We start from the raw sequence: 22,041 nt of genomic DNA on the forward strand, positions 1-22,041 counted from the left end.
TCAGACCTCGGCCCCGGTGTCATTCAGGGCGATCATTGCCTCGCGGGCCCAGCGCACGGTGAGCTGCTGGCCGGTCTGGTATTGGGTCGCGTTGTCCACCCATTGGGTATTGGCCTGGCTGAGGTTCAGCGTCTGGCCGTTGTCGAGTTTCAGCTCGTAACGCGTGGCGCTGCCCTGGTACTGGATGTCATGGAGCAGGCCCTGGATTTCGATTTCATGGCCGGCCAGCGGGCCTTCGGCGAAACGCACATGCTCCGGGCGAATCGAAAACGGCTGTGGATGACCGCTCAATTGCCGGGCCAGTTCGCCACGGATCACGTTGGAGGTGCCGACGAACTCGGCAACGAAGGTGGTTGCCGGTTTCATATAGAGGTTGCGTGGGGTATCGACTTGTTCGATCCGACCTTTGTTGAAGACCGCGACGCGATCCGACATCGACAGCGCTTCGGTCTGGTCGTGGGTGACGAAAATGAAGGTGATGCCCAGCTGGCGTTGCAGCTTCTTCAACTCGCCCTGCATTTGTTCGCGCAACTTCAGGTCGAGGGCGCCCAGCGGTTCATCCAGCAGCAACACCCGAGGACGATTGACCAGCGCGCGGGCCAGGGCGACGCGTTGGCGCTGGCCGCCCGAAAGCTGCACCGGCTTGCGCTCGCCGTAGCCACCCAGGGCGACCATCTCCAATGCTTCGTCGGCGCGCTTGATTCGTTCTGCCTTGGCCACGCCTTTGACTTTCAAACCGTAGGCCACGTTGTCGCGCACGTTCATGTGGGGAAAGAGGGCGTAGTCCTGGAAAACCGTGTTGACGTCGCGCTGATAAGGCGCGAGCCCGGTGGCTTCTTCACCGTGGATGCGGATCGAACCGGCACTGGGCTGCTCGAACCCGGCGATCAGCCGCAGGCACGTGGTCTTGCCCGAGCCGGAAGGGCCCAGCATGGAAAAGAACTCGCCGTCCTGGATATCGATGGAGACCCGGTCAACGGCCTTCACCTCGCCGAACTGACGGGAAACGTGGGTGAACTGGACTGCAAGCGTCATGGTGCGGGCTCCGGAAAAGCGGGCTTTCGTTAAATCATTACCAGGGGACAGGCACGGACTCGTGGCGAGGGGATTTATCCCCGCTGGGGGCGAAGCCCCCCAAAACCTGACACCTGTGGGTATCAGACAGATTGAGTCGCCTGCTTTGGGGCTGCTTCGCCGCCCAGCGGGGATAAATCCCCTCGCCACAAAAACAGTGTTCGGCTGCGCTTAGCGTCCGCCCATGATCGCAATGTAATCCTGGGTCCAGCGGCTGTACGGCACGAACTTGCCGCCCTCGGCCTGTGGGGTTTTCCAGAAGGCGATCTTGTCGAACTGATCGAAGCCGTTGGTCTTGCAACCTTCGGCGCCCAGCAGCTCGCTGCCCTTGCACGCCGCCGGCACCGCAGGCAAGGAGCCGAACCACGCGGCGACGTCGCCCTGGACTTTCGGTTGCAGCGACCAATCCATCCATTTGTAGGCGCAGTTCGGATGCTTGGCCTCGGCGTGCAGCATCGTGGTGTCGGCCCAGCCGGTGGCACCTTCTTTCGGAATGGTCGAGGCGATCGGCTGTTTCTCGTTCATCAGGCCGTTGACCTGATACGGCCAGGCGCCGGACGCCACCACGCCTTCGTTCTTGAAATCGCTCATCTGCACGGTGGTGTCATGCCAGTAGCGATGGATCAACGGCTGTTGGCCCCGCAGCAATTCGAGCACCGCCTTGTATTGGGCCTCGTCGAGTTGGTACGGGTCCTTGATACCCAGCTCAGGCTTGGCGGTCTTGAGGTACAGCGCCGCGTCGGCGATGTAGATCGGGCCATCGTAGGCTTGCACGCGGCCCTTGTTCGGCTTGCCGTCGGGCAAATCCTGGGCGTTGAACAGCACGCTCCAACTGGTCGGTGCCTGCTTGAACACGCTGGTGTTGTACATCAGTACATTCGGGCCCCATTGGTACGGGGTGCCGTAGGTCTGTTGGTTGACCACGTACCACGGCGCATCCTTGAGGCGCGGGTCGAGGTTTTTCCAGTTGGCGATCAGTGCGGTGTTGATCGGTTGCACCCGCTTGCCGGCAATCAGCCGCAACGACGCGTCGCCCGAGGCGGTCACCAGGTCGTAGCCGCCCTTGGTCATCAGGCTGACCATTTCATCGGACGTCGCGGCGGTTTTCACATTGACCTTGCAGCCGGTTTCCTTCTCGAAACCTGTGACCCAGTCGTAGGCCTTGTCGCTTTCACCGCGTTCGATGTAGCCCGGCCAGGCGACGATATCCAGTTGGCCTTCGCCAGCACCAACGGCCTTGAGCGGTTCGGCGGCCTGCAGGCTGACGCTGGTCAGCAACGCCGTGGTGATTGCACTGAGCAATACGGTCTTGTGCGCGTACATGGAAATCCCTCTTGCTTTAATTATGGTCGGGGCAGTTTTGAACCGGTGAAGCGCCACGAATGGCTTGTTATTAGAGTAGTGCTGTTATCTAGAGATGCTGGCCATGCCTGGCCATGATGTGTCGCACCACGCTGTAGTCCTGGAGCGAGTCGCTGGACAGGTCTTTCCCATAGCCCGAACGTTTCAGTCCGCCGTGGGGCATTTCGCTGACCAGCATGAAATGGCTGTTGATCCAAGTGCAGCCGTATTGCAGCCGCGCCGCCACCTGCATCGCCTTGTCGAGGTTCTGGGTCCACACCGAGGACGCCAGGCCATATTCCGAATCATTGGCCCAATCCACCGCCTGGCTGAGTTCGTCGAAGCGGGTCACGGTGACGACCGGGCCGAATACCTCGCGCTGGACGATCTCATCACTTTGCTTGCAGCCGGCCAGCAGTGTCGGCTGGTAAAAGAAACCGGCGCCGGAATGTACCGCCGCACCTGTGATGCGTTCGATATGCGGCTGGCCGAGGGCGCGCTCGACAAAACTGGCGACCCGGTCGCGTTGGCGGACGCTGATCAGCGGGCCGATTTCGTTGTCGGCGTCGCGCTTGCCGGCAAAGCGCAGGCTGCCGACCGCCGCACCGAGTTCGGCCACGAGTTGGTCATGAATGCCGGCCTGGGCGTAGATCCGGCAGGCCGCGGTGCAATCCTGGCCGGCGTTGTAATAACCATAGGTGCGCACGCCCTCGACCACTGCCCGCAGGTCGGCGTCGTCACAGACAATCACCGGGGCTTTGCCGCCCAGTTCGAGATGCGTGCGCTTGAGGGTTTTCGCCGCGGCCTGGAGGATCTTCTGCCCGGTGACGATATCCCCCGTCAACGAGACCATGCGCACCTTCGGATGGCTGACCAGGTGGCTGCCGACGCCTTCACCGCCACCGCAGATGATATTGATGACGCCGCGCGGCAGGATCTGCGCCAGTGTCGGCGCCAGGGCCAGGATCGACAGCGGCGTGTGCTCCGAAGGCTTGAACACCAAGGTGTTGCCGGCGGCCAGGGCCGGGGCGATTTTCCAGGCCGCCATCATGATCGGGTAGTTCCACGGCGCTATCGATGCCACCACGCCCAGCGGGTCGCGGCGCACCATGCTGGTGTAGCCGGGCAGGTATTCACCGCTGAGCTGGCCGGTCTGGCAGCGCACGGCGCCGGCAAAGAAACGGAACACGTCCACCGTGGCGCTCAAGTCATCCTGGCGGGCCAGGTGCAGCGGCTTGCCGCAGTTCAGTGATTCGAGGCGGGCCAGTTCGTCGGCGTTTTTTTCGATGGCGCTGGCAATTTCCAGCAGCAGGTTCGAGCGGTGTTGTGGCGTAGTGCGTGACCAGTCATGGAAGGCGTGGTGAGCGGCGAGGATCGCGGTCTCGACCTGTTCGAGGCTGGCCTCGGCGATGTGGACGAGTACTTCACCGGTGGCGGGGTTGAGGATCGGCTCGACAACGCCTTCGCCGGGGACCAACGCTCCGTCGATCAGCAACGCGGTACAGAACGGGTTTTGCGTGCCGGCCATTTTTTATAGGTCTCAGTTGAAACAAAGAACCTGTGGGAGTGAGCTTGCTCGCGATGACGGTGTATCAGTCGAATCGATGTCGCCTGTCACACCGCCATCGCGAGCAAGCTCGCTCCCACAATGGATTGTTCTCACACAAGGGATTGTGGCGATGCAGCAAGACTAGTGCTCAGCCGCAAGGCCGACAAATTCGAAATACTCAAGGCTGCGTTCGATTAAATAGATGGCTTGCGCCCGCTTGGGCGTTGCTCCCGAGCGACGGTCAGGAATGGATCGACCGACGCCGGTCGCGCCGTGCCCCGGCGCCACGCCAGGCCGACGTCAAGCGTCTGGTTGAGGTCGGCAATCGGGCGTGCCTCGATGATGTCGCCCTCCAGCGACCACGGACGATAGGTCATGTCCGGCTGGATCGACACGCCCAGCCCGGCGGCCACTAGACTGCGCACCGCTTCGGTCGAGGCGGTGCGCAGCGTGACCTGCGGCTGCAAGCCTGCGCCGCGCCAGAGGCGTTGCGCGTTGCGATCCATCTCGTCGACGTTCAACTGGATCAGCGGCTCCCGGGCCACGTCCGCCAGGTTGATGCTGTCGTGTTCCAGCAGCGGCTCCCGGGCCACGTCCGCCAGGTTGATGCTGTCGTGTTCCAGCAGCGGATGCTGGGCCGGCAGCCATAGGCGATACGGTGAGTGGGTCAGCACTTCGGTCTGCAGGGCGTGGCGGTCTTCGAGGTTGGACAGGATCAGGACGCCGACATCGATTTCGCCGCTGACCAGCAGATGCTCGATATAAGGTCGTTCGTCCTCCATGACGCGGATCGCCACGTTAGGATAGGCGCGCTGGAAACGGGTCAAGAGGTCCGCCAGGTAGTAACCGGCGACAAGGCTGGTCACGCCGACGGTGACTTGGCCAGCCACTTGGTCGGTGCTTTGTTGCAGGCTGCGCTTGGCATTGTCGACGGTGGCCAGGATCAGGTGGGCCTGGCGCAGGAATTGGTGCCCCTGGTGCGTCAATGTCATGCCCTTGGCGTGCCGACTGAACAGGCTGACGCCGATCTCTTCCTCCAATTGCTGGATGGCCAGGGTCAGGGTGGATTGGGAGATGAATGCAGTCTGCGCAGCGGCGGAGATCGAGCCGGTTTCGGCCACGGCTATGAAATGGCGGATCTGGCGCAGCGTCATCATGGCGGGATACCCGGGGGCGAATTTATCGATGTCCCCGAGTGTATATCGTTTTTTTAGAATGGGAGCCGGCGCTGACGCTGGACGTGCCAGGCAACATCTGGAAGCAATCTCGCCAAGGGCGACAGGGCACTTTCGATCTAGGCTGGTGGCCTCAAGTTGACCTGAAAACGTGGAGGCAACAAATGAACACCCGTGGATTGCTCGATCAGCTTCTCAAGTCCGGCCAGGAACTGCTGCAGAACAAGGCGGGCGGTTCGCAGGGCAAGCCGTCTTCCGGCCTGGGCGGGTTGCTCGGCGGCTCCGGCAACCTGGGCGGAATGCTTTCCGGCGCGGGCGGCGGAGCGTTGGCCGCCGGGGCCATGGGGTTGCTGCTGGGCAACAAGAAGGCCCGCAACTTCGGTGGCAAGGCCTTGGCTTATGGCGGCTTGGCTGCGTTGGGGGTGATTGCCTACAAGGCTTATGGCAACTGGCAGGCCCAGCAGGGCAACGCGCCGAAGACCGAGCCGCAGACCCTGGACCGCGTCCCGGCGGGGCAAGTCGAGCAACACAGCCAGGCGATCCTCAAGGCCCTGGTCGCGGCGGCCAAGGCTGACGGCCATGTGGACGAGCGGGAGCGGCAATTGATCGAAGGTGAATTCACCAAGCTCGACAACGACCAGGAACTGCAGCACTGGTTGCACGCCGAACTCAACAAACCCCTGGACCCTGCCGATGTGGCCCGAGCGGCCAGCACGCCGGAAATTGCCGCGGAAATGTACATCGCCAGCGTGATGCTGGTGGACGAGGAAAACTTCATGGAGAAATCCTACCTCGACGAACTGGCGCGCCAACTCAAGCTGGAGCCGGGGCTGAAGGCAGAACTGGAGAAGCAGGTGCGCCAGGCTGCTGCCTAACCTCCCTCAATGGTGTTGTGTTGTCCAATGTTATTGAGTTCACCGCACCGTGGCGAGGGAGCTTGCTCCCGCTGGGTGGCGAAGCCGCCCCAACAGCGTTTCCCAATGGACCCTTTCGGTCGGTTGACGGCGGCTGCGCCGCCGAGCGGGAGCAAGCTCCCTCGGCACGGTGCGTGTTTCACGCTTGAGCAAACGGTTTCAAAAATCTCCCTCAACCGCCATGCAGACGCACCGCCTCCCTCGGCTATACTCCCGGCAATTCAAAGCGTCCCGAGGTTTTACTGTGAAGAATTGGACATTGCGCCAACGCATCCTGGCGAGTTTTGCGGTGATCATCGCCATCATGCTGCTGATGGTGGTTGTCTCGTTTTCACGGTTGTGGAAGATCCAGGAAAGTGAAGAAAAGGTACGGGTCGATGCGGTGCCCGGGGTTTACTACAGCTCCATGATCCGTGGCGGCTGGGTAGACAGCTATGTCTTGACCCAGCAGATCGTCGGCCTCTCCGGGAACCGGGAAATCACCGCGGAGGACAAGGCCCGCTATCAAGGCTTCGAGCAGCATCTGCGCGAAGAAATCCAGAACTATCAAAAACTGATACAGAACCCTGCCGACCAGGCGTCGTTCGATGAGTTCGAGGGCTATCACCAAGCCTTCAACCAGGCCGTGGCCAAGGTCCTGGATCTTTACCAGCGCAAGGATTACGAAGGGGCGCGGCTGGCGCTGGATAAAGAGCTGACGCCTGCATGGTTGGGTGGCCGCGGACATTTGAATCAGATTATCGACCGCAACCGTGACCTGGCTGAAACGGCCATGCAAACCATTGATGATGCGGTGACGGCCGCCAAGGTCGCCATGGGCCTGTCATTCCTGGTTGCGCTGGTCATCGCCTTGTTGTGTGGCCTGTTGCTGATGCGCGCGATCATGGCGCCGATGAGCCGCATCGTCGAAATCCTCGAAGTGATGCGCAGCGGTGACCTGAGCGGACGCCTGAACCTGGCGCGCAAAGACGAATTCGGCGCGGTGGAGACCGGTTTCAACGACATGATGGCCGAGCTGACTGCCCTGGTGTCCCAGGCCCAGCGCTCATCCGTCCAGGTCACCACGTCGGTGACCGAGATCGCCGCGACGTCCCGGCAGCAACAGGCCACGGCCACTGAAACCGCAGCGACCACCACCGAGATCGGTGCGACCTCCCGAGAAATCGCCGCCACGTCCCGCGACCTGGTGCGCACCATGACTGAAGTGTCCACCGCCGCCGACCAGGCCTCGGTCGCCGCCGGCTCCGGACAGCAAGGCCTGGCGCGCATGGAAGACACCATGCATTCGGTGATGGGCGCCGCCGACCTGGTCAACGCGAAGTTGGCGATCCTCAACGAGAAGGCCGGCAACATCAACCAGGTGGTAGTGACCATCGTCAAAGTGGCCGACCAGACCAACCTGTTGTCCCTCAACGCCGCCATCGAGGCCGAGAAGGCGGGCGAGTACGGTCGCGGGTTTGCCGTCGTTGCCACCGAAGTGCGCCGCCTGGCCGACCAGACCGCTGTTGCCACCTACGACATCGAGCAGATGGTCCGTGAAATCCAGTCCGCTGTTTCGGCTGGCGTGATGGGCATGGACAAATTCTCCGAGGAAGTGCGCCGAGGCATGGCCGAAGTGCAGCAGGTGGGCGAACAGCTGTCGCAGATCATCCATCAAGTCCAGGCCCTGGCGCCGCGGGTGCTGATGGTCAACGAGGGCATGCAGGCCCAGGCCACCGGTGCCGAGCAGATCAACCACGCGCTGGTGCAATTGGGCGATGCCAGCAGCCAGACCGTGGAGTCCCTGCGCCAGGCCAGTTCCGCCATCGACGAACTCAGTCAGGTGGCCGTGGGACTGCGCAGCGGCGTTTCGCGTTTCAAAGTCTGATGAGCGAGCCAGAAGCCCGCCGTGGCGCCGTTTCGGCGGCCCGGCAGACGTTGTTCCTGATGTTTTGCATCGGTAACGAGCGCTACGCCCTGCAAGCCACCGATGTGGTGGAAGTATTGCCGCGCCTGCCACTCAAGCCGATCGCCCGGACGCCGTCCTGGGTCGCGGGGGTATTTGCCTGGCGCGGCGTGGTGGTGCCGGTGATCGATCTGTGCGCGTTGACCTTTGGCCAGAGCGCCGAGGCGCGCACCAGCACCCGGCTGGTACTGGTGCAGTATCGGCCGGGGGCGCAGCAAACCGGACAGGTGCTGGGCTTGATATTGGAGCAGGCCACCGACACCTTGCGCTGTGATCCGGCGGATTTCAAACCCTATGGCCTGGACAATCGCCAGGCGCCTTACCTCGGTCCGGTACGCGAAGATGCACAAGGAATGATGCAATGGGTGCGGGTCAACGACTTGCTCGACGAATCCGTTCGCGCGCTGCTGTTTCCCTCGCCGCCGCTAAGTCCCGATGACTTCGAGGAACGGGCATGAACAGCGACCAGCGATTCTTCGACTTCCTCAAGGAACGCATCGGCCTGGACGTGACCTCCGTCGGCCCCGCCATTATCGAACGGGCTGTGCGCCAGCGGGTCCTTGCCGTGCCCGGTCGAACCACCGATGACTACTGGCAAAGCTTGCAGCACTCCGCCCAGGAGCAACAGGCGCTGATTGAAGCGGTGATCGTTCCGGAGACGTGGTTCTTCCGCTACCCCGAGTCCTTCGCGACGTTGGCTCGGCTGGCAACCCAGCGCCTGGCCGACATCAAGCACCTGCGTGCCCTGCGTATCCTCAGCCTGCCGTGCTCCACCGGCGAGGAACCGTACTCGATCGTCATGGCCTTGTTCGATGCAGGCCTGGGGCCGCACCAGTTCAAGGTCGATGGCATGGACGTCAGTCCCTTGTCCGTGGACAAGGCCAGGCAAGCGCGTTATGGCCGCAACTCTTTCCGTGGCGCGGACATTGGCTTTCGGGAGCGATATTTCAATGCCGAAGACGAAGGCTATCGCCTCGACGAGCGGGTACGCGAACAGGTGCGCCTGCAAACGGGGAACGTGCTGGATCCGGCGTTGCTGGTAAACGAGGCCCCCTACGACTTCGTGTTCTGCCGCAATCTGCTGATTTATTTCGACCAGCCGACCCAGCAGCAGGTGTTCGAGGTGCTCAAGCGCCTGACCCATCAGGACGGCGTGCTGTTCATCGGTCCCGCCGAGGGCAGTTTGCTCGGACGGCTGGGCATGCGTTCGATCGGCATTGCCCAGTCGTTCGCCTTCAGCCGCCAGGGCGCACCGGAGCCGCAACCGTTGCCCACGTTGATGCCGACGCCGCTGCCGATCCGCCAGCCGCCATCGCGCGTCGCAGCGCCCGTGAGTCGGCCGCGACCATTCGCCGCGAGTGTGACGCCGATTACCGAACCGAAAAGCAGCGACGCCGCGACGTTGCTGGCCAACATCGCCGCCCTGGCCAACGGTGGCAAGAGCGCCGAGGCGCGTGCGGTGTGCGAAGAATATCTGCGCAGCCACGCGCCGAACGCCCAGGTTTTCTATTGGCTGGGCCTGCTCAGCGACATGGCCGGCAATGCGCTGGAGGCCCAGGGGTTTTATCGCAAGGCGCTCTATCTTGAGCCGCAACACGCCGAGGCCCTGGTGCATCTGGCGGCGCTGCTGGCTTCCCAGGGAGACGCGGTCGGCGCCCGTCGATTGCAGGAACGTGCGGCCCGCAGTGGTCGCGCGGCAGACAGTGAGCACAAACGATGAGCGGTTCGGCTTCCTATAACGTGACCCATGACGACGCCCAGGCCATCGACGACTGCTGGAACCGCATCGGCGTGCATGGCGACAAGTCCTGTCCCTTGCTGGCCGAGCACATCCATTGCCGCAACTGCTCGGTGTACTCGGCGGCGGCCACCCGTTTGCTCGACCGTTATGCGCTGCGCCAGGATGAGCGGGAGCTGGTTTATGCCCCGGTCGACAGCGATATTGTCACGCGCTCGCTGCTGATGTTCCGCCTGGGTGAAGAGTGGCTCGGCCTGAGCACCCGCAGCCTGGTGGAAGTGGCGCCCTTGCAGGCGATCCATTCGTTGCCCCACCAGCGTTCGCGAGCCCTGCTGGGGGTGGCGAATGTACGCGGCGCCCTGGTGGCCTGCCTGTCGTTGGTAGAACTGCTGGGGTTGGAGCCGGGTTCGCCGGCGCCCTCCGGTGGGCGGATCATGCCACGCATGCTGATCGTCGCCGCCCAAGGTGGGCCGGTGCTGATGCCAGTCGATGAAGTGGACGGCATCCATGCCATCGACGAGCGCATCCTGGCGAACGCTTCGCCATCGGCGGGCAAGTACACCCGTGGCGTGTTGCAGTACAAAGGACGCAGCCTGCGTTGGCTGGACGAAGAGCAATTGCTGTCCGCGGTGTCCCGGAGCCTGTCATGACCCCCGACCAGATGCGCGATGCCTCGTTGCTGGAGCTGTTCAGCCTGGAAGCCGAAGCCCAGACCCAGGTATTGAGTGCCGGTTTGCTGGCCTTGGAGCGCGATCCGACCCAGGCCGATCACCTGGAGTCGTGCATGCGTGCGGCCCATTCGCTCAAGGGCGCGGCGCGAATCGTCGGGGTCGATGCCGGCGTCAGCGTGGCCCATGTGATGGAAGATTGCCTGGTCAGCGCCCAGGAGCGGCGGCTGGTCTTGCGCGCCGAGCATATCGACGCGCTGCTGCAGGGCACGGACTTGCTGACGCGTATCGCGACCCCCGGCAACAGCGTTTCTGCCGAGGACATCGAGGCCTATGTCGGGTTGTTGGGACACCTGCTGGATCCGTCCGCAACGCCAGCTCCGACTCCCACCGTCATGGCGCCGACCATCGAGATACCCGCCGAACCCGTGCGTAGCGAAGCGCCCGAGCCGATGTCCATGGAACCGCTGGAACCGACCGCCAAGAAAAAACGCACCACCGAGGGCGGCGAGCGCGTCTTGCGGGTCACGGCCGGACGCCTTAACAGCCTGTTGGACCTGTCGAGCAAATCCCTCGTCGAAACCCAGCGCCTCAAGCCCTGGCTGGCGACGATGCAACGGATCAGGCGCCAGCAAAGCAATGGCCTGCGCGCCCTCGAAGACCTGAACGTGCATCTCAAGGATCACGCGCTGAGCCTGCAAGCCCAGGAAGCCCTCAACGATGCGCGGCGGCTGCTGGCCGAAACCCAACAGATGCTCGCGCAGAAAACCGCTGAGCTGGATGAGTTCGCCTGGCAGGCCAGCCAGCGGGCACAAGTGTTGTACGACACGGCACTGGCCTGTCGCATGCGACCGTTTGCCGATGTGCTTGCGGGGCAGGCGCGGATGGTCCGGGACTTGGGGCGCAGCCTGGGCAAACAGGTGCGCCTGGAAATCGAAGGCGAGAAAACCCAGGTCGATCGCGACGTACTGGAAAAACTCGAGGCGCCGCTGACGCATCTGCTGCGTAACGCCGTCGACCACGGCATCGAGATGCCCGAGCAACGGGTGCTGGCAGGCAAGCCCGCCGAAGGCTTGATTCGCCTGCGCGCCTCCCATCAGGCCGGCCTGTTGGTACTGGAGCTGGCGGATGATGGCGCGGGCGTGGACCTGGAGCGGGTGCGGCGGACGATTGTCGAGCGCGGGCTTTCTCCCGAGCAGACCGCCGCCAGCCTGAGCGAAGAGGAACTGCTGACCTTCCTGTTCCTGCCGGGCTTCAGCCTGCGGGACAAGGTCACTGAAGTGTCCGGGCGCGGAGTCGGCCTGGATGCGGTCCAGCATATGGTCCGGCAGTTGCGCGGCGCGGTGGTGTTGGAGCAGACGGCGGGCGCCGGCAGTCGTTTCCACCTGGAAGTGCCGCTGACGTTGTCGGTGGTGCGCAGCCTGGTGGTGGAAGTCGGCGGCGAAGCCTACGCGTTCCCCTTGGCCCATATCGAGCGCATGTGCGACCTCGCGCCGCAAGACATCGTCCAGGTCGAAGGCCGCCAGCACTTCTGGCATGAGGGGCGCCATGTTGGCCTGGTGGCCGCCACGCAATTGCTCAATCGTCCGGTGACGCCCAACAACGGCCAGGTCCTCAAGGTCGTGGTGATCCGCGAACGGGAGGTCATCTATGGCGTCGCGGTGGAACGGTTCATCGGTGAGCGGACGCTGGTGGTGTTGCCGTTGGACGAGCGCCTGGGCAAGGTCCAGGACATTTCCGCCGGGGCATTGCTCGACGACGGCTCGGTGGTGCTGATTGTCGATGTGGAAGACCTGCTGCGCTCGGTGGACAAGCTGCTCGATACCGGACGATTGGAACGCATTGCCCGGCAAAACGAAGCCCAGGCCCCGCGCAAGCGGATCCTGGTGGTCGATGACTCCCTGACGGTGCGAGAACTGGAGCGCAAGCTGCTGCTCAATCGCGGCTATGACGTGGCAGTGGCGGTGGATGGCATGGACGGCTGGAACGCGTTGCGCTCGGAGGATTTCGATTTGCTCATTACCGACATCGACATGCCGCGCATGGACGGTATCGAATTGGTGTCGCTGCTGCGGCGCGACAACCGCTTGCAATCGCTGCCGGTGATGGTGGTTTCCTACAAGGATCGCGAAGAAGATCGCCGCCGCGGCCTGGACGCCGGGGCCGACTATTATCTAGCCAAGGCGAGCTTCCATGACGACGCCTTGCTCGACGCCGTGGTCGAATTGATCGGAGGAGCACGCGCTTGAAGATCGCCATCGTCAATGACATGCCCCTGGCGGTCGAGGCCCTGCGCCGTGCGCTGGCGTTCGAGCCCGCGCATCAGCTGGTCTGGGTGGCCGCCAACGGCGCCGAGGCCGTGCAGCGTTGTCATGAATACACGCCGGACCTGATCCTGATGGACCTGTTCATGCCGATCATGGACGGCGTGGAAGCGACCCGGCGGATCATGGCCGACACGCCATGCGCCGTCGTGATCGTTACCGGCGACAGCCAGCAGAACGTCCATCGCGTGTTCGAGGCCATGGGCCACGGTGCCCTCGATGTGGTCGATACCCCGGCCCTGGGCGTCGGCAGGCCCGAGGACGCCGCGGCACCGCTGTTGCGCAAGATCGCCAACATCGGCTGGCTGATCGGCGAGCGTGGCAACCGCGAGCGCGTCACGCCGGCTGCCCAGCGGGCGTCGGTGTCACGCAACAGCCTGGTGGCGATCGGATCGTCGGCTGGCGGCCCGGCGGCGTTGGAAGTGCTGCTCAAGGGGCTGCCGCGCGACTTCGCCCCGGCGATCGTGCTGGTCCAGCATGTGGACGAGGTGTTCGCCGCTGGCATGGCCGAGTGGCTCAGCGGCGTGTCGGGATTCAACGTCCGCCTGGCTCGCCAGGGCGAGACGCCGCAAAGCGGCACGGTGCTGTTGGCCGGGACCAATCATCATTTGCGCCTGTTGAAAAATGGCACGCTGGCCTACACCGCCGAGCCGGTCAATGAGATCTATCGGCCTTCCATCGATGTGTTTTTCGAGAGTGTCGCCAACTTCTGGAGCGGTGATGCGGTGGGCGTCTTGCTCACCGGCATGGGCCGCGACGGTGCGCAAGGGCTTAAACTCATGCGTCAGCAGGGCTGCGTGACCATCGCCCAGGACCAGCAGAGCAGCGCGGTATACGGCATGCCCAAGGCGGCGGTGGCCATCGACGCGGCTGCGCAGATCCTGGCGCTGGATAAAATAGCGCCACGCTTGGTGGAGATTTTCACCCAATGACCAACCCCCGCACCCTAGGCAGTATTCAGGTGAGCCCCCATGAATGATCTACAGCTCGACGATTTCAAGCGCGATGAGAATGCCGCCATGGTGCTGCTCGTCGACGACCAGGCGATGATCGGCGAGGCGGTGCGACGCGGGCTGTCGAACGAACAGAACATCGATTTCCATTTCTGCTCCGATCCGCACCAGGCCATCGCCCACGCCGTGCGCATCAAGCCGACGGTGATCCTCCAGGACCTGGTGATGCCAGGCCTCGACGGCCTGAGCCTGGTGCGCGAGTACCGCAGTCATCCGGCGACCCGTGACATTCCGATCATCGTCCTGTCGACCAAGGAGGACCCGTTGATCAAGAGCGCGGCGTTCGCCGCCGGGGCCAACGACTATCTGGTCAAATTGCCGGACAACATCGAACTGGTGGCGCGCATCCGCTATCACTCCCGCTCCTACAAAATGCTCTTGCAGCGCGACGCGGCCTTTCGCGCGTTGCGGGTCAGCCAGCAGCAGTTGTTGGACACCAACCTGGTGTTGCAACGGCTGATGAACTCCGATGGCCTGACCGGCCTGTCGAACCGCCGGCACTTCGATGAATACCTGGAACTGGAGTGGAGAAGGGCGCTGCGGGACCAATCTCAGCTGTCGTTGTTGATGATCGACGTGGATTACTTCAAGTCCTACAACGACAACTTCGGCCACCTCGAGGGTGATGAAGCCCTGCGCAAGGTCGCCACGGCGATCCGCGAGTCATGCAGTCGGCCTTCCGACCTGCCGGCCCGCTATGGCGGCGAGGAGTTCGCGCTGGTCTTGCCTGGCACGTCCCCTGGCGGTGCGCGGCTGATGGCCGAAAAACTGCGCCAGAGCGTCGTCGCCCTGAAAATCCCCCACACCACGCCTGACGGAGGCGAGAACCTGACCATCAGCATCGGCGTCTCGACCTTCACTCCGCAGCAGGGCAGCGATTGCCGGGAGTTGATTTCCGCGGCGGACAAGGGGCTGTACATGGCCAAGCACAATGGGCGCAATCGGGTTGGAGTCGAATAAACTCCGGCTTGGCAGGGTTCCCTTTGTGGCGGAGCGGTTTATTGTGGCGAGGGGATTTATCCCCGCTGGGCTGCGAAGCAGCCCTAAAACCCGGCAACTCGGTGTGCCAGGAAAACTGAGTTGACTGCATTTGGGGCTGCTTCGCAGCCCAACGGGGATAAATCCCCTCGCCACAGTGCGCTGAATCTCATTCCCCCTAAAGCCGCCAGGCGGGCTGCCGCTGGCGCCTGATTACGTTATACTCGCCGGCTTTCAAAAGTTCGCCAACGAGTGCTGCCCGCCATGGAAATCAACCCGATCCTGAACACCATCAAGGACCTGTCCGAGCGCTCCGAAACTATTCGGGGGTATCTTTGACTACGATCAAAAGCATGAGCGCCTGACCGAAGTCAATCGCGAGCTTGAAGATCCGAATGTCTGGAACAACCCTTCGTACGCCCAGGAGCTGGGCCGCGAGCGTTCTGCGCTGGCGCAGATCGTCGAGACCCTGGACGAATTGTCCAGTGGCCTGGCCGATTGCCGCGACCTGCTGGACATGGCTGTCGAAGAGAACGACGAAGGCGCGGTCGGTGATGTCGTCGCCGAGCTGACGCGCCTGGACGAGAACCTCGCCAAGCTGGAATTCCGTCGCATGTTCAGCGGCGAGATGGACATGAACAACGCCTACCTGGACATCCAGGCCGGTTCCGGCGGCACCGAAGCCCAGGACTGGGCCAACATCCTGCTGCGCATGTACCTGCGCTGGGCCGACAAACGCGGTTTCGACGCGACCATCATGGAACTGTCGGCCGGTGAAGTCGCCGGGATCAAGGGCGCCACCGTGCACATCAAGGGCGAATACGCCTTCGGCTGGCTGCGGACCGAGATCGGCGTGCACCGCCTGGTGCGCAAGAGCCCGTTCGACTCCGGCAACCGTCGCCATACCTCGTTCTCGGCGGTATTCGTCTCGCCGGAAATCGATGACAACATCGAAATCGAGATCAACCCGGCCGACCTGCGCATCGACACCTACCGTTCCTCCGGGGCCGGTGGCCAGCACGTCAACACCACCGACTCGGCCGTGCGGATCACCCACGTACCGACCAACACCGTGGTCAGTTGCCAGAACGAGCGTTCCCAGCACGCGAACAAAGACACTGCGATGAAGATGCTGCGGGCCCGCTTGTACGAGCAGGAAGTGCAGAAGCGCAACGCCGCGTCCCAGGCCCTGGAAGACACCAAGTCCGACATCGGCTGGGGTCACCAGATCCGCTCGTACGTGCTCGACGCCTCGCGGATCAAGGACCTGCGCACCAGCATCGAACGCAGCGACTGCGACAAAGTGCTCGACGGCGACATCGATGAATACCTGATCGCCAGCCTCAAGCAAGGGCTGTAACGCGACACCCACGCGGTGGGCAGGCACGCTTCCATGGGAGCGAGGCCTGCCCGCAAACTCCGGCCCCGGGGCCGGGGGCAACGAACCTGTGATGGAAACCTTAAAGACATGAGCGACCTAGAACTCGACCCGCAAGCCCTGCAACAGGAAGAAAACTCCCTGATCGCCCTGCGCAAGGAAAAGCTTGCTGCCGAGCGCGCCAAGGGCCAGGCCTTCCCCAACGACTTCCGCCGCGACGCGTATTGCGACGTCCTGCAGAAGAAGTACGCGGACAAGACCAAGGAAGAGCTGGCCGAGGCGGCGATTCCGGTCAAGGTTGCCGGTCGCATCATGCTCAACCGTGGTTCGTTCATGGTGATTCAGGACATGACCGGGCGCATCCAGGTCTACGTCAATCGCAAGACCCTGCCGGAAGAAACCCTGGCCGCCGTCAAGACCTGGGACCTGGGCGACATCATCGCTGCCGAAGGCACCCTGGCCCGCTCCGGCAAGGGCGACCTGTACGTCGAAATGACCAACGTGCGCCTGCTGACCAAGTCCCTGCGCCCATTGCCGGACAAGCACCACGGCCTGACCGACACCGAGCAGCGCTACCGCCAGCGCTACGTCGACCTGATCGTCAACGAAGAGGTGCGCCAGACCTTCCGCGTGCGTTCGCAAGTCATCGCCCACATCCGCAGCTTCCTGATGAAGCGTGACTTCCTCGAAGTCGAGACGCCGATGTTGCAGACCATCCCTGGCGGCGCGGCGGCCAAGCCGTTCGAAACCCACCACAACGCCCTGGACATGGAAATGTTCCTGCGTATCGCCCCGGAGCTGTACCTCAAGCGCCTGGTGGTCGGCGGGTTCGAAAAAGTCTTCGAGATCAACCGCAACTTCCGTAACGAAGGCGTTTCGACCCGGCACAACCCCGAGTTCACCATGCTCGAGTTCTACCAGGCCTACGCCGACTACGAAGACAACATGGACCTGACCGAGGAACTGTTCCGCGAGCTGGCGCAGTTGGTCCTGGGCAGCACCGACGTGCCGTACGGCGACAAGGTGTTCCACTTCGGCGAGCCGTTCGTGCGTTTGTCGGTGTTCGACTCGATCCTCAAGTACAACCCGGAAATCACCGCCGCCGACCTGCAGGACATCGACAAGGCCCGCGCCATCGCCAAGAAGGCCGGCGCCAAGGTGCTCGGCTTCGAAGGCTTGGGCAAGCTGCAAGTGATGATTTTCGAAGAGCTGGTCGAGCACAAGCTGGAGCAGCCGCACTTCATCACCCAGTACCCGTTCGAAGTGTCGCCTCTGGCCCGTCGCAACGACGAGAACCCAAGCGTGACCGACCGCTTCGAGCTGTTCATCGGTGGTCGTGAAATCGCCAACGCCTACTCCGAGCTCAATGACGCGGAAGACCAGGCCGAGCGCTTCATGGCCCAGGTGGCCGACAAGGACGCCGGCGACGACGAAGCCATGCACTACGACGCCGACTTCGTCCGTGCCCTGGAATACGGCATGCCGCCAACGGCCGGCGAAGGCATCGGCATCGATCGCCTGGTGATGTTGTTGACCAACTCACCGTCGATCCGCGATGTCATCCTCTTCCCGCACATGCGGCCCCAAGCGTAAGTGCTTCAAATAAAAAGCCGCCTCGATGGGCGGCTTTTTATTGCCTGTCTGGTACAAACGTATCAATTGGTTACTTCTGAAACAGCGAGGAAAGACCTGTCGTGAATCGTGCAATGGCTCAAGAAGGTGCAGCGGGCGTCGCCACTGCTGTGGCTGAAAGTGTTCAGTACCAAGGTCGCAAGGCCAGCCGACAGGGCAGTGAACAGCGCCGACAGAAGATTCTCGACGCGGCCATGCGCATTGTCGTGCGCGATGGCGTGCGGGCGGTGCGACACCGCGCGGTGGCCGCCGAAGCGGGCGTGCCGCTGTCGGCCACCACGTATTACTTCAAGGACATCGATGACCTGCTCACCGATACCTTCGCCCAATACGTGGAGCGCAGCGCGGCCTTCATGGCCAAGTTGTGGGCCAATAACGAGGGCTTGCTGCGCGAGATGGTTGCCTATGGGGACGGCAGCGCCGAGTCGCGCTCGCAATTGGCCGACGACATCGCGCGGATGACCGCTGACTACGTGCAGCATCAACTGCAGAGCCGTCGCGACTACCTGATGGCCGAACAAGCGTTCCGCCAGGAAGCCTTGCTCAACCCGCGACTGGCGGTGCTGGTACGCTCTCATCAGCAAATCCTGTTGCACGGCACGTGTCAGTTTTTCCAGGTTCTGGGCTCGCGCGAGCCGCAACAGGATGCCAAAGTGTTGACGGCGATTATCGGACGGATGGAATATCAGGGCTTGCTCAATGGCGCCGAGCCGGTAGCCGAAGAAGACATGCTCGGCATCCTGACCCGCTACATGCACTTGGTACTGGCGTCGGTGTAGCCCTTTTAGGGTTACCACAGTCCCCTGTGGCGAGGGGATTTATCCCCGTTGGGCTGCGAAGCGGCCCCAAAACCAGCCAACTCGGTACATCTGGCTAACGGAGCTGACTGCAAAGGGGGCTGCTTCGCAGCCCAGCGGGGATAAATCCCCTCGCCACAGACCATAGGGAGTTTCAATGAAAGCCTGGCGTGCCGTTGTACTGGCCGTTTCGTTGCTGTTGCTCAGTGGTTGCCTGGTGTCGTTCAAGGCGCCATTGCCCGACAGCGAAGCCGCGCCCAAGGGCCTGCTCGGCCACTGGACCAGCACCAACGCCTGGGGCGAACCGTTGAACCTGGAACTGACGGAAGTCGGCAAGCACCACTACCAGGCCATCAGTTACTTCAGGGCCAGGCCCCAGGAGCGCGAAGCCATTCCCCTGACGGTCTCTCGCCACGGCAGCCGCTGGTACCTGTCGGCAAAAGTGCCGGCCCGGTTTGGCGGACATTTCGTCATCGCCGGTTTCGAACTGACCGACAAGCAGGAACTGGTGGTCTACAACCTGGACATGGAACAGATCAACCAGGCCATCGGCCAGAAGCTCCTCAGCGGCCAGCCGAACCCGAGCGAAGAGGGTGATGGCGTGCTGGTGGACAGCGACATGAGCAAGGTTTTCAGCTACCTCGATGACCCGGCCAATTCCGACGTGTTCTCGGAAGCCGTGCGCTACCAGCGACTGGTCAAATCCCAATAACGGTTATAAGCGGACGTTTTTTCACAGGAGTTCCGGGTGGACGATTACCAGCAGACGATACGCACCTTGTCCGATCGCATTGTGCTGGCGCAGACGCCGATTCGCATTCTCGACGCGGTGAAGTGGGACGAGAACGTCCGCAAGGGGTTTCTCAAGGCCAAGGGCAAGGAACTGCCGGCGGTGGACCGCGATTATTACCTCAACCGCCCCCTGTCGTTCGACTCCAGCAAAGTGAAGCTGGAGTTCCAGAACATCGAGCGCGACATCACCCGCCAGCTCGGGCAGTTCAACCCGGTTGGCCAGATCATGCGCCGCATGTGCAAGGAATACCGCATGGTGGTGCGCATGCTCGAAGCGCGCGGCACCGAGGATTTCGGGCTGATCTCCCAGGAACTGTACGGCGCCGCCTCCGACGCCTTTCACGCAGGCGACCCGACCCTGGCCGACCTGGGCCTGATGCTCTCCGATTACCTGAACAACATCGACGGCCGTGGCGACCTCAAGGACGAACCCAAGGTGCTCAGCGCCAAGGAAGCCGTCGGGTTGTTGCAACACCGTCTCAACCGGGTGTTCGGCGAGGCCGAGGAAACCATCCGTGTGTTCGAGTCCGACGGCATCGTTGCTGACGCGGCGGCGGGCGCCGACTACATCAAGATCCGCACCGACGCGATGTTCAACGAGCGCGACGTCCGGGCGCTGGAAGTTCACGAAGGGCTGGTCCACGTCGGCACCACCCTCAATGGCTTGAACCAGCCGATCTGCACCTTCCTGTCCAAGGGCCCGCCCTCGTCGACGGTGACCCAGGAAGGCCTGGCGATCCTCATGGAAATCATCACCTTCGCCTCCTACCCGAGTCGCCTGCGCAAGCTCACCAACCGCACCCGGGCCATTCATATGGTGGAGGAGGGCGCCGATTTCCTGCAGGTGTTCGAGTTCTTCCGCGAGCAGGGTTTTGAAATGGCCGAAAGCTACGGCAACGCCAGCCGGGTGTTCCGTGGCTCGGTGCCGACCGGTCTGCCATTCACCAAAGACTTGTCCTACCTCAAGGGCTTCATCATGGTTTACAACTACATTCAGCTCGCCGTGCGCAAAGGCAAGCTGGAGCAGGTGCCGCTGCTGTTCTGCGGCAAGACCACCCTAGAGGACATGCGCACGTTGCGCCAGTTGGTGGACGAAGGCCTGGTCGTACCGCCCAAGTACCTGCCCGAGCAGTTCCGTGACATGAATGCACTGTCGGCCTGGATGTGCTTCTCCAACTTCTTGAACCACCTGAGCCTGGATCGGATCGAAGCGGATTATTCCAATATCCTTTAACCACACCTCATTCCTTGTGGGAGCGAGCCTGCTCGCTCCCACAAGACGGCGTTTAGTCCTAACTTGCGAGGCTTCACCGGATGCGAAACCTCGGCATCATTTGCCTGCTGCTGGCCCTGGGCGGTTGCAGCTCCTTGCTGTTCTACCCGGAACGCGGCCTGCCGTTCACGCCGGAGCGGGCCAAGCTCGAATACCGCGACGTCACCCTGACCACTGCTGATGGGCTGAAGCTGCGTGGCTGGTGGCTGCCGGTGAAGCCGGGTGTCGAGGTCAAGGGCACGGTGCTGCACCTGCACGGCAATGGCGGCAACCTGGCCTGGCACCTCGGTGGGAGCTGGTGGTTGCCGGAGCAGGGTTATCAGGTGTTGATGGTCGATTACCGTGGCTATGGCGTTTCCGAAGGCGAGCCGAGCCTGCCGGCGATTTACCAGGACATCGATGCGGCATTCAAATGGCTCGACGATGCGCCCGAGGTCAGGGGCAAGCCGTTGGTGCTGCTCGGCCAGAGCCTGGGTGGCGCATTGGCGGTGCATTACCTGGTCGAGCATCCCCAGCGCCAGCAGCAGCTCAAGGCTTTGGTACTGGACGGGGTGCCCGCCAGCTACCGCGATGTAGGGCGTTTCGCCCTCGGCACGTCGTGGCTGACCTGGGCGTTCCAAGTGCCGTTGTCGTGGCTGGTGCCGGACGGTGACAGCGCCATCGGCTCGATCGCGCAATTGAACGGCGTGCCAAAACTGATCTACCACAGCCTCGACGACCCGATCGTGCCTCTTTCCAACGGCATCCGCTTGTATCAAGCTGCGCCGCCGCCCAGGGTGTTGCAACTGACCCGCGGCGGGCATGTGCAGACCTTCGCCGACCCGACCTGGCGAACGGTGATGCTGCGCTACCTTGACGACCCCCAGCATTTCGATGGCCTGCGCCGCCTGGGTGAAGTCCCTAATTATCCGAAATCCCCTGTTGAACCATCCGAGAACCCGCAATGAGCGAAGAACGTAACGCCATCCCCCTGATCATCACCGGTATCTGCAGCATCCTCGGCACTGTCGCGGTGCTGTGGTACTACGGCTACCTGCATTTCGCCAAGCCCGAGGATGCGTTGCTGCTCAACCAGTTCACCATGCTCAAGACCGTGCCGGGCGAGGACTACAAGGTCTCCCTGGAGCCGGCGCCGCAGGTCGCCCAGTGCATCGATGGCGTGCTGGTGTTGTTCGACACCGAGCAGAAAGGCCTGACCGGCGTGCTGATCAACGAGAAGAAGCGTGCAGTGCGGTGCATGGGGCAGGAAACCCCGCAAAAACTGCAGCCGTAATCCAATCTCAAGGACACCGCTATCCCTTGTGGGAGCGAGCTTGCGCGCGATAGCGGCATTACAGTCAACAGAGATGGTGACTGTTCCACCGCCATCGCGAGCAAGCTCGCTCCCACAGGGAAGGGGTACAGCCAAATATATGCGGCCATGAAAAAGCCCCGCCTGACGAAACCAGGC

The 22,041-nt window shown here is 62.7% G+C and carries 19 protein-coding genes; 15 read left to right on the forward strand and 4 right to left on the reverse strand.

The genetic code is table 11. From position 1 onward, the window contains the following. From JMN22_RS13390 to JMN22_RS13405, 4 genes are all read right to left on the reverse strand, one after another. A complete protein-coding gene (locus tag JMN22_RS13390) occupies window positions 1–1,035 on the reverse strand; it encodes an ABC transporter ATP-binding protein (protein ID WP_030139541.1) in 1,035 nt (344 codons plus the stop codon). 210 nt (window positions 1,036–1,245) lie between these two features. Beyond that, window positions 1,246–2,397 (reverse strand): putative ABC transporter substrate-binding protein YdcS, encoded by a 1,152-nt coding sequence (ydcS, locus tag JMN22_RS13395; protein ID WP_030139540.1) that lies wholly within the window; start codon window positions 2,395–2,397, stop codon window positions 1,246–1,248. Between the two features lie 88 nt (window positions 2,398–2,485). Beyond that, complete coding sequence (locus JMN22_RS13400) at window positions 2,486–3,943, reverse strand: gamma-aminobutyraldehyde dehydrogenase (RefSeq protein ID WP_198796316.1); 1,458 nt, start codon at window positions 3,941–3,943, stop codon at window positions 2,486–2,488. Window positions 3,944–4,158: 215 nt separating this feature from the next. Then, a complete protein-coding gene (locus JMN22_RS13405) occupies window positions 4,159–5,121 on the reverse strand; it encodes a LysR family transcriptional regulator (protein WP_198796317.1) in 963 nt (320 codons plus the stop codon). A gap of 182 nt (window positions 5,122–5,303) precedes the next feature. On the opposite strand from JMN22_RS13405, the gene JMN22_RS13410 reads away from it, so the two are divergent. The 15 genes from JMN22_RS13410 (at window position 5,304) to JMN22_RS13480 (ending at window position 21,864) form a co-directional block, all read left to right on the forward strand. Continuing rightward, the gene (locus JMN22_RS13410) at window positions 5,304–6,014 is read left to right on the forward strand and encodes a tellurite resistance TerB family protein (RefSeq protein WP_030139537.1); all 711 of its coding nucleotides are present in this window, start codon (window positions 5,304–5,306) and stop codon (window positions 6,012–6,014) included. 283 nt (window positions 6,015–6,297) lie between these two features. Next, on the forward strand, window positions 6,298–7,920 hold the full coding sequence (locus JMN22_RS13415; RefSeq protein WP_198796318.1) for a methyl-accepting chemotaxis protein: 1,623 nt from the start codon (window positions 6,298–6,300) through the stop codon (window positions 7,918–7,920). Beyond that, window positions 7,920–8,456, forward strand: coding sequence for a chemotaxis protein CheW (locus tag JMN22_RS13420; RefSeq protein ID WP_198796319.1), 537 nt, complete (start codon window positions 7,920–7,922; stop codon window positions 8,454–8,456). Before JMN22_RS13415 ends, JMN22_RS13420 begins: the two co-directional genes overlap by 1 nt. Then, window positions 8,453–9,718 (forward strand): CheR family methyltransferase, encoded by a 1,266-nt coding sequence (locus JMN22_RS13425; protein WP_198796320.1) that lies wholly within the window; start codon window positions 8,453–8,455, stop codon window positions 9,716–9,718. Before JMN22_RS13420 ends, JMN22_RS13425 begins: the two co-directional genes overlap by 4 nt. Next, on the forward strand, window positions 9,715–10,386 hold the full coding sequence (locus JMN22_RS13430; RefSeq protein ID WP_198796321.1) for a chemotaxis protein CheW: 672 nt from the start codon (window positions 9,715–9,717) through the stop codon (window positions 10,384–10,386). Before JMN22_RS13425 ends, JMN22_RS13430 begins: the two co-directional genes overlap by 4 nt. Beyond that, a complete protein-coding gene (locus tag JMN22_RS13435) occupies window positions 10,383–12,653 on the forward strand; it encodes a hybrid sensor histidine kinase/response regulator (protein WP_198796322.1) in 2,271 nt (756 codons plus the stop codon). The genes JMN22_RS13430 and JMN22_RS13435 overlap by 4 nt, the downstream gene beginning before the upstream one ends. Then, window positions 12,650–13,660, forward strand: coding sequence for a chemotaxis response regulator protein-glutamate methylesterase (locus tag JMN22_RS13440; RefSeq protein WP_198796323.1), 1,011 nt, complete (start codon window positions 12,650–12,652; stop codon window positions 13,658–13,660). Before JMN22_RS13435 ends, JMN22_RS13440 begins: the two co-directional genes overlap by 4 nt. A 39-nt stretch (window positions 13,661–13,699) precedes the next feature. Further along, window positions 13,700–14,701, forward strand: coding sequence for a response regulator (locus tag JMN22_RS13445; protein ID WP_198796324.1), 1,002 nt, complete (start codon window positions 13,700–13,702; stop codon window positions 14,699–14,701). Between the two features lie 282 nt (window positions 14,702–14,983). Then, window positions 14,984–16,079, forward strand: a protein-coding gene (gene prfB, locus JMN22_RS13450; protein ID WP_095963568.1) for a peptide chain release factor 2 whose coding sequence is annotated in 2 segments (ribosomal slippage) — window positions 14,984–15,055 and window positions 15,057–16,079 — 1,095 coding nt in all. Because the reading frame shifts where the segments join, the coding sequence is not laid out codon by codon here. Window positions 16,080–16,187: 108 nt separating this feature from the next. Further along, entirely contained in the window at window positions 16,188–17,690 is a 1,503-nt protein-coding gene (gene lysS, locus JMN22_RS13455) for a lysine--tRNA ligase (RefSeq protein WP_198796325.1), read from the forward strand. 101 nt (window positions 17,691–17,791) lie between these two features. Beyond that, complete coding sequence (locus JMN22_RS13460; RefSeq protein ID WP_030139528.1) at window positions 17,792–18,508, forward strand: TetR/AcrR family transcriptional regulator; 717 nt, start codon at window positions 17,792–17,794, stop codon at window positions 18,506–18,508. Window positions 18,509–18,683: 175 nt separating this feature from the next. Further along, window positions 18,684–19,238, forward strand: coding sequence for a hypothetical protein (locus JMN22_RS13465; RefSeq protein WP_030139527.1), 555 nt, complete (start codon window positions 18,684–18,686; stop codon window positions 19,236–19,238). 36 nt (window positions 19,239–19,274) lie between these two features. Then, window positions 19,275–20,552, forward strand: coding sequence for a flavohemoglobin expression-modulating QEGLA motif protein (locus tag JMN22_RS13470; RefSeq protein ID WP_198796326.1), 1,278 nt, complete (start codon window positions 19,275–19,277; stop codon window positions 20,550–20,552). An 80-nt stretch (window positions 20,553–20,632) separates the two neighbouring features. Next, the gene (locus JMN22_RS13475; RefSeq protein ID WP_030139525.1) at window positions 20,633–21,538 is read left to right on the forward strand and encodes an alpha/beta hydrolase; all 906 of its coding nucleotides are present in this window, start codon (window positions 20,633–20,635) and stop codon (window positions 21,536–21,538) included. Further along, a complete protein-coding gene (locus JMN22_RS13480; RefSeq protein ID WP_030139524.1) occupies window positions 21,535–21,864 on the forward strand; it encodes a hypothetical protein in 330 nt (109 codons plus the stop codon). The genes JMN22_RS13475 and JMN22_RS13480 overlap by 4 nt, the downstream gene beginning before the upstream one ends. The last annotated feature ends 177 nt before the right edge of the window (window positions 21,865–22,041 follow it).

The sequence above is a fragment of the Pseudomonas sp. HB05 genome (assembly GCF_016756915.1).
Lineage (GTDB): Bacteria > Pseudomonadota > Gammaproteobacteria > Pseudomonadales > Pseudomonadaceae > Aquipseudomonas > Aquipseudomonas alvandae.

Bases quoted from the DNA above. Each gene is read 5' to 3' on its own strand.
- JMN22_RS13390 (WP_030139541.1), bottom strand. From the start codon at position 1,035: ATGACGCTTGCAGTCCAGTTCACCCACGTTTCCCGTCAGTTCGGCGAG.
- ydcS (WP_030139540.1), bottom strand. From the start codon at position 2,397: ATGTACGCGCACAAGACCGTATTGCTCAGTGCAATCACCACGGCGTTG.
- JMN22_RS13400 (WP_198796316.1), bottom strand. From the start codon at position 3,943: ATGGCCGGCACGCAAAACCCGTTCTGTACCGCGTTGCTGATCGACGGA.
- JMN22_RS13405 (WP_198796317.1), bottom strand. From the start codon at position 5,121: ATGATGACGCTGCGCCAGATCCGCCATTTCATAGCCGTGGCCGAAACC.
- JMN22_RS13410 (WP_030139537.1), top strand. From the start codon at position 5,304: ATGAACACCCGTGGATTGCTCGATCAGCTTCTCAAGTCCGGCCAGGAA.
- JMN22_RS13420 (WP_198796319.1), top strand. From the start codon at position 7,920: ATGAGCGAGCCAGAAGCCCGCCGTGGCGCCGTTTCGGCGGCCCGGCAG.
- JMN22_RS13425 (WP_198796320.1), top strand. From the start codon at position 8,453: ATGAACAGCGACCAGCGATTCTTCGACTTCCTCAAGGAACGCATCGGC.
- JMN22_RS13430 (WP_198796321.1), top strand. From the start codon at position 9,715: ATGAGCGGTTCGGCTTCCTATAACGTGACCCATGACGACGCCCAGGCC.
- JMN22_RS13435 (WP_198796322.1), top strand. From the start codon at position 10,383: ATGACCCCCGACCAGATGCGCGATGCCTCGTTGCTGGAGCTGTTCAGC.
- JMN22_RS13445 (WP_198796324.1), top strand. From the start codon at position 13,700: ATGAATGATCTACAGCTCGACGATTTCAAGCGCGATGAGAATGCCGCC.
- lysS (WP_198796325.1), top strand. From the start codon at position 16,188: ATGAGCGACCTAGAACTCGACCCGCAAGCCCTGCAACAGGAAGAAAAC.
- JMN22_RS13465 (WP_030139527.1), top strand. From the start codon at position 18,684: ATGAAAGCCTGGCGTGCCGTTGTACTGGCCGTTTCGTTGCTGTTGCTC.
- JMN22_RS13475 (WP_030139525.1), top strand. From the start codon at position 20,633: ATGCGAAACCTCGGCATCATTTGCCTGCTGCTGGCCCTGGGCGGTTGC.
- JMN22_RS13480 (WP_030139524.1), top strand. From the start codon at position 21,535: ATGAGCGAAGAACGTAACGCCATCCCCCTGATCATCACCGGTATCTGC.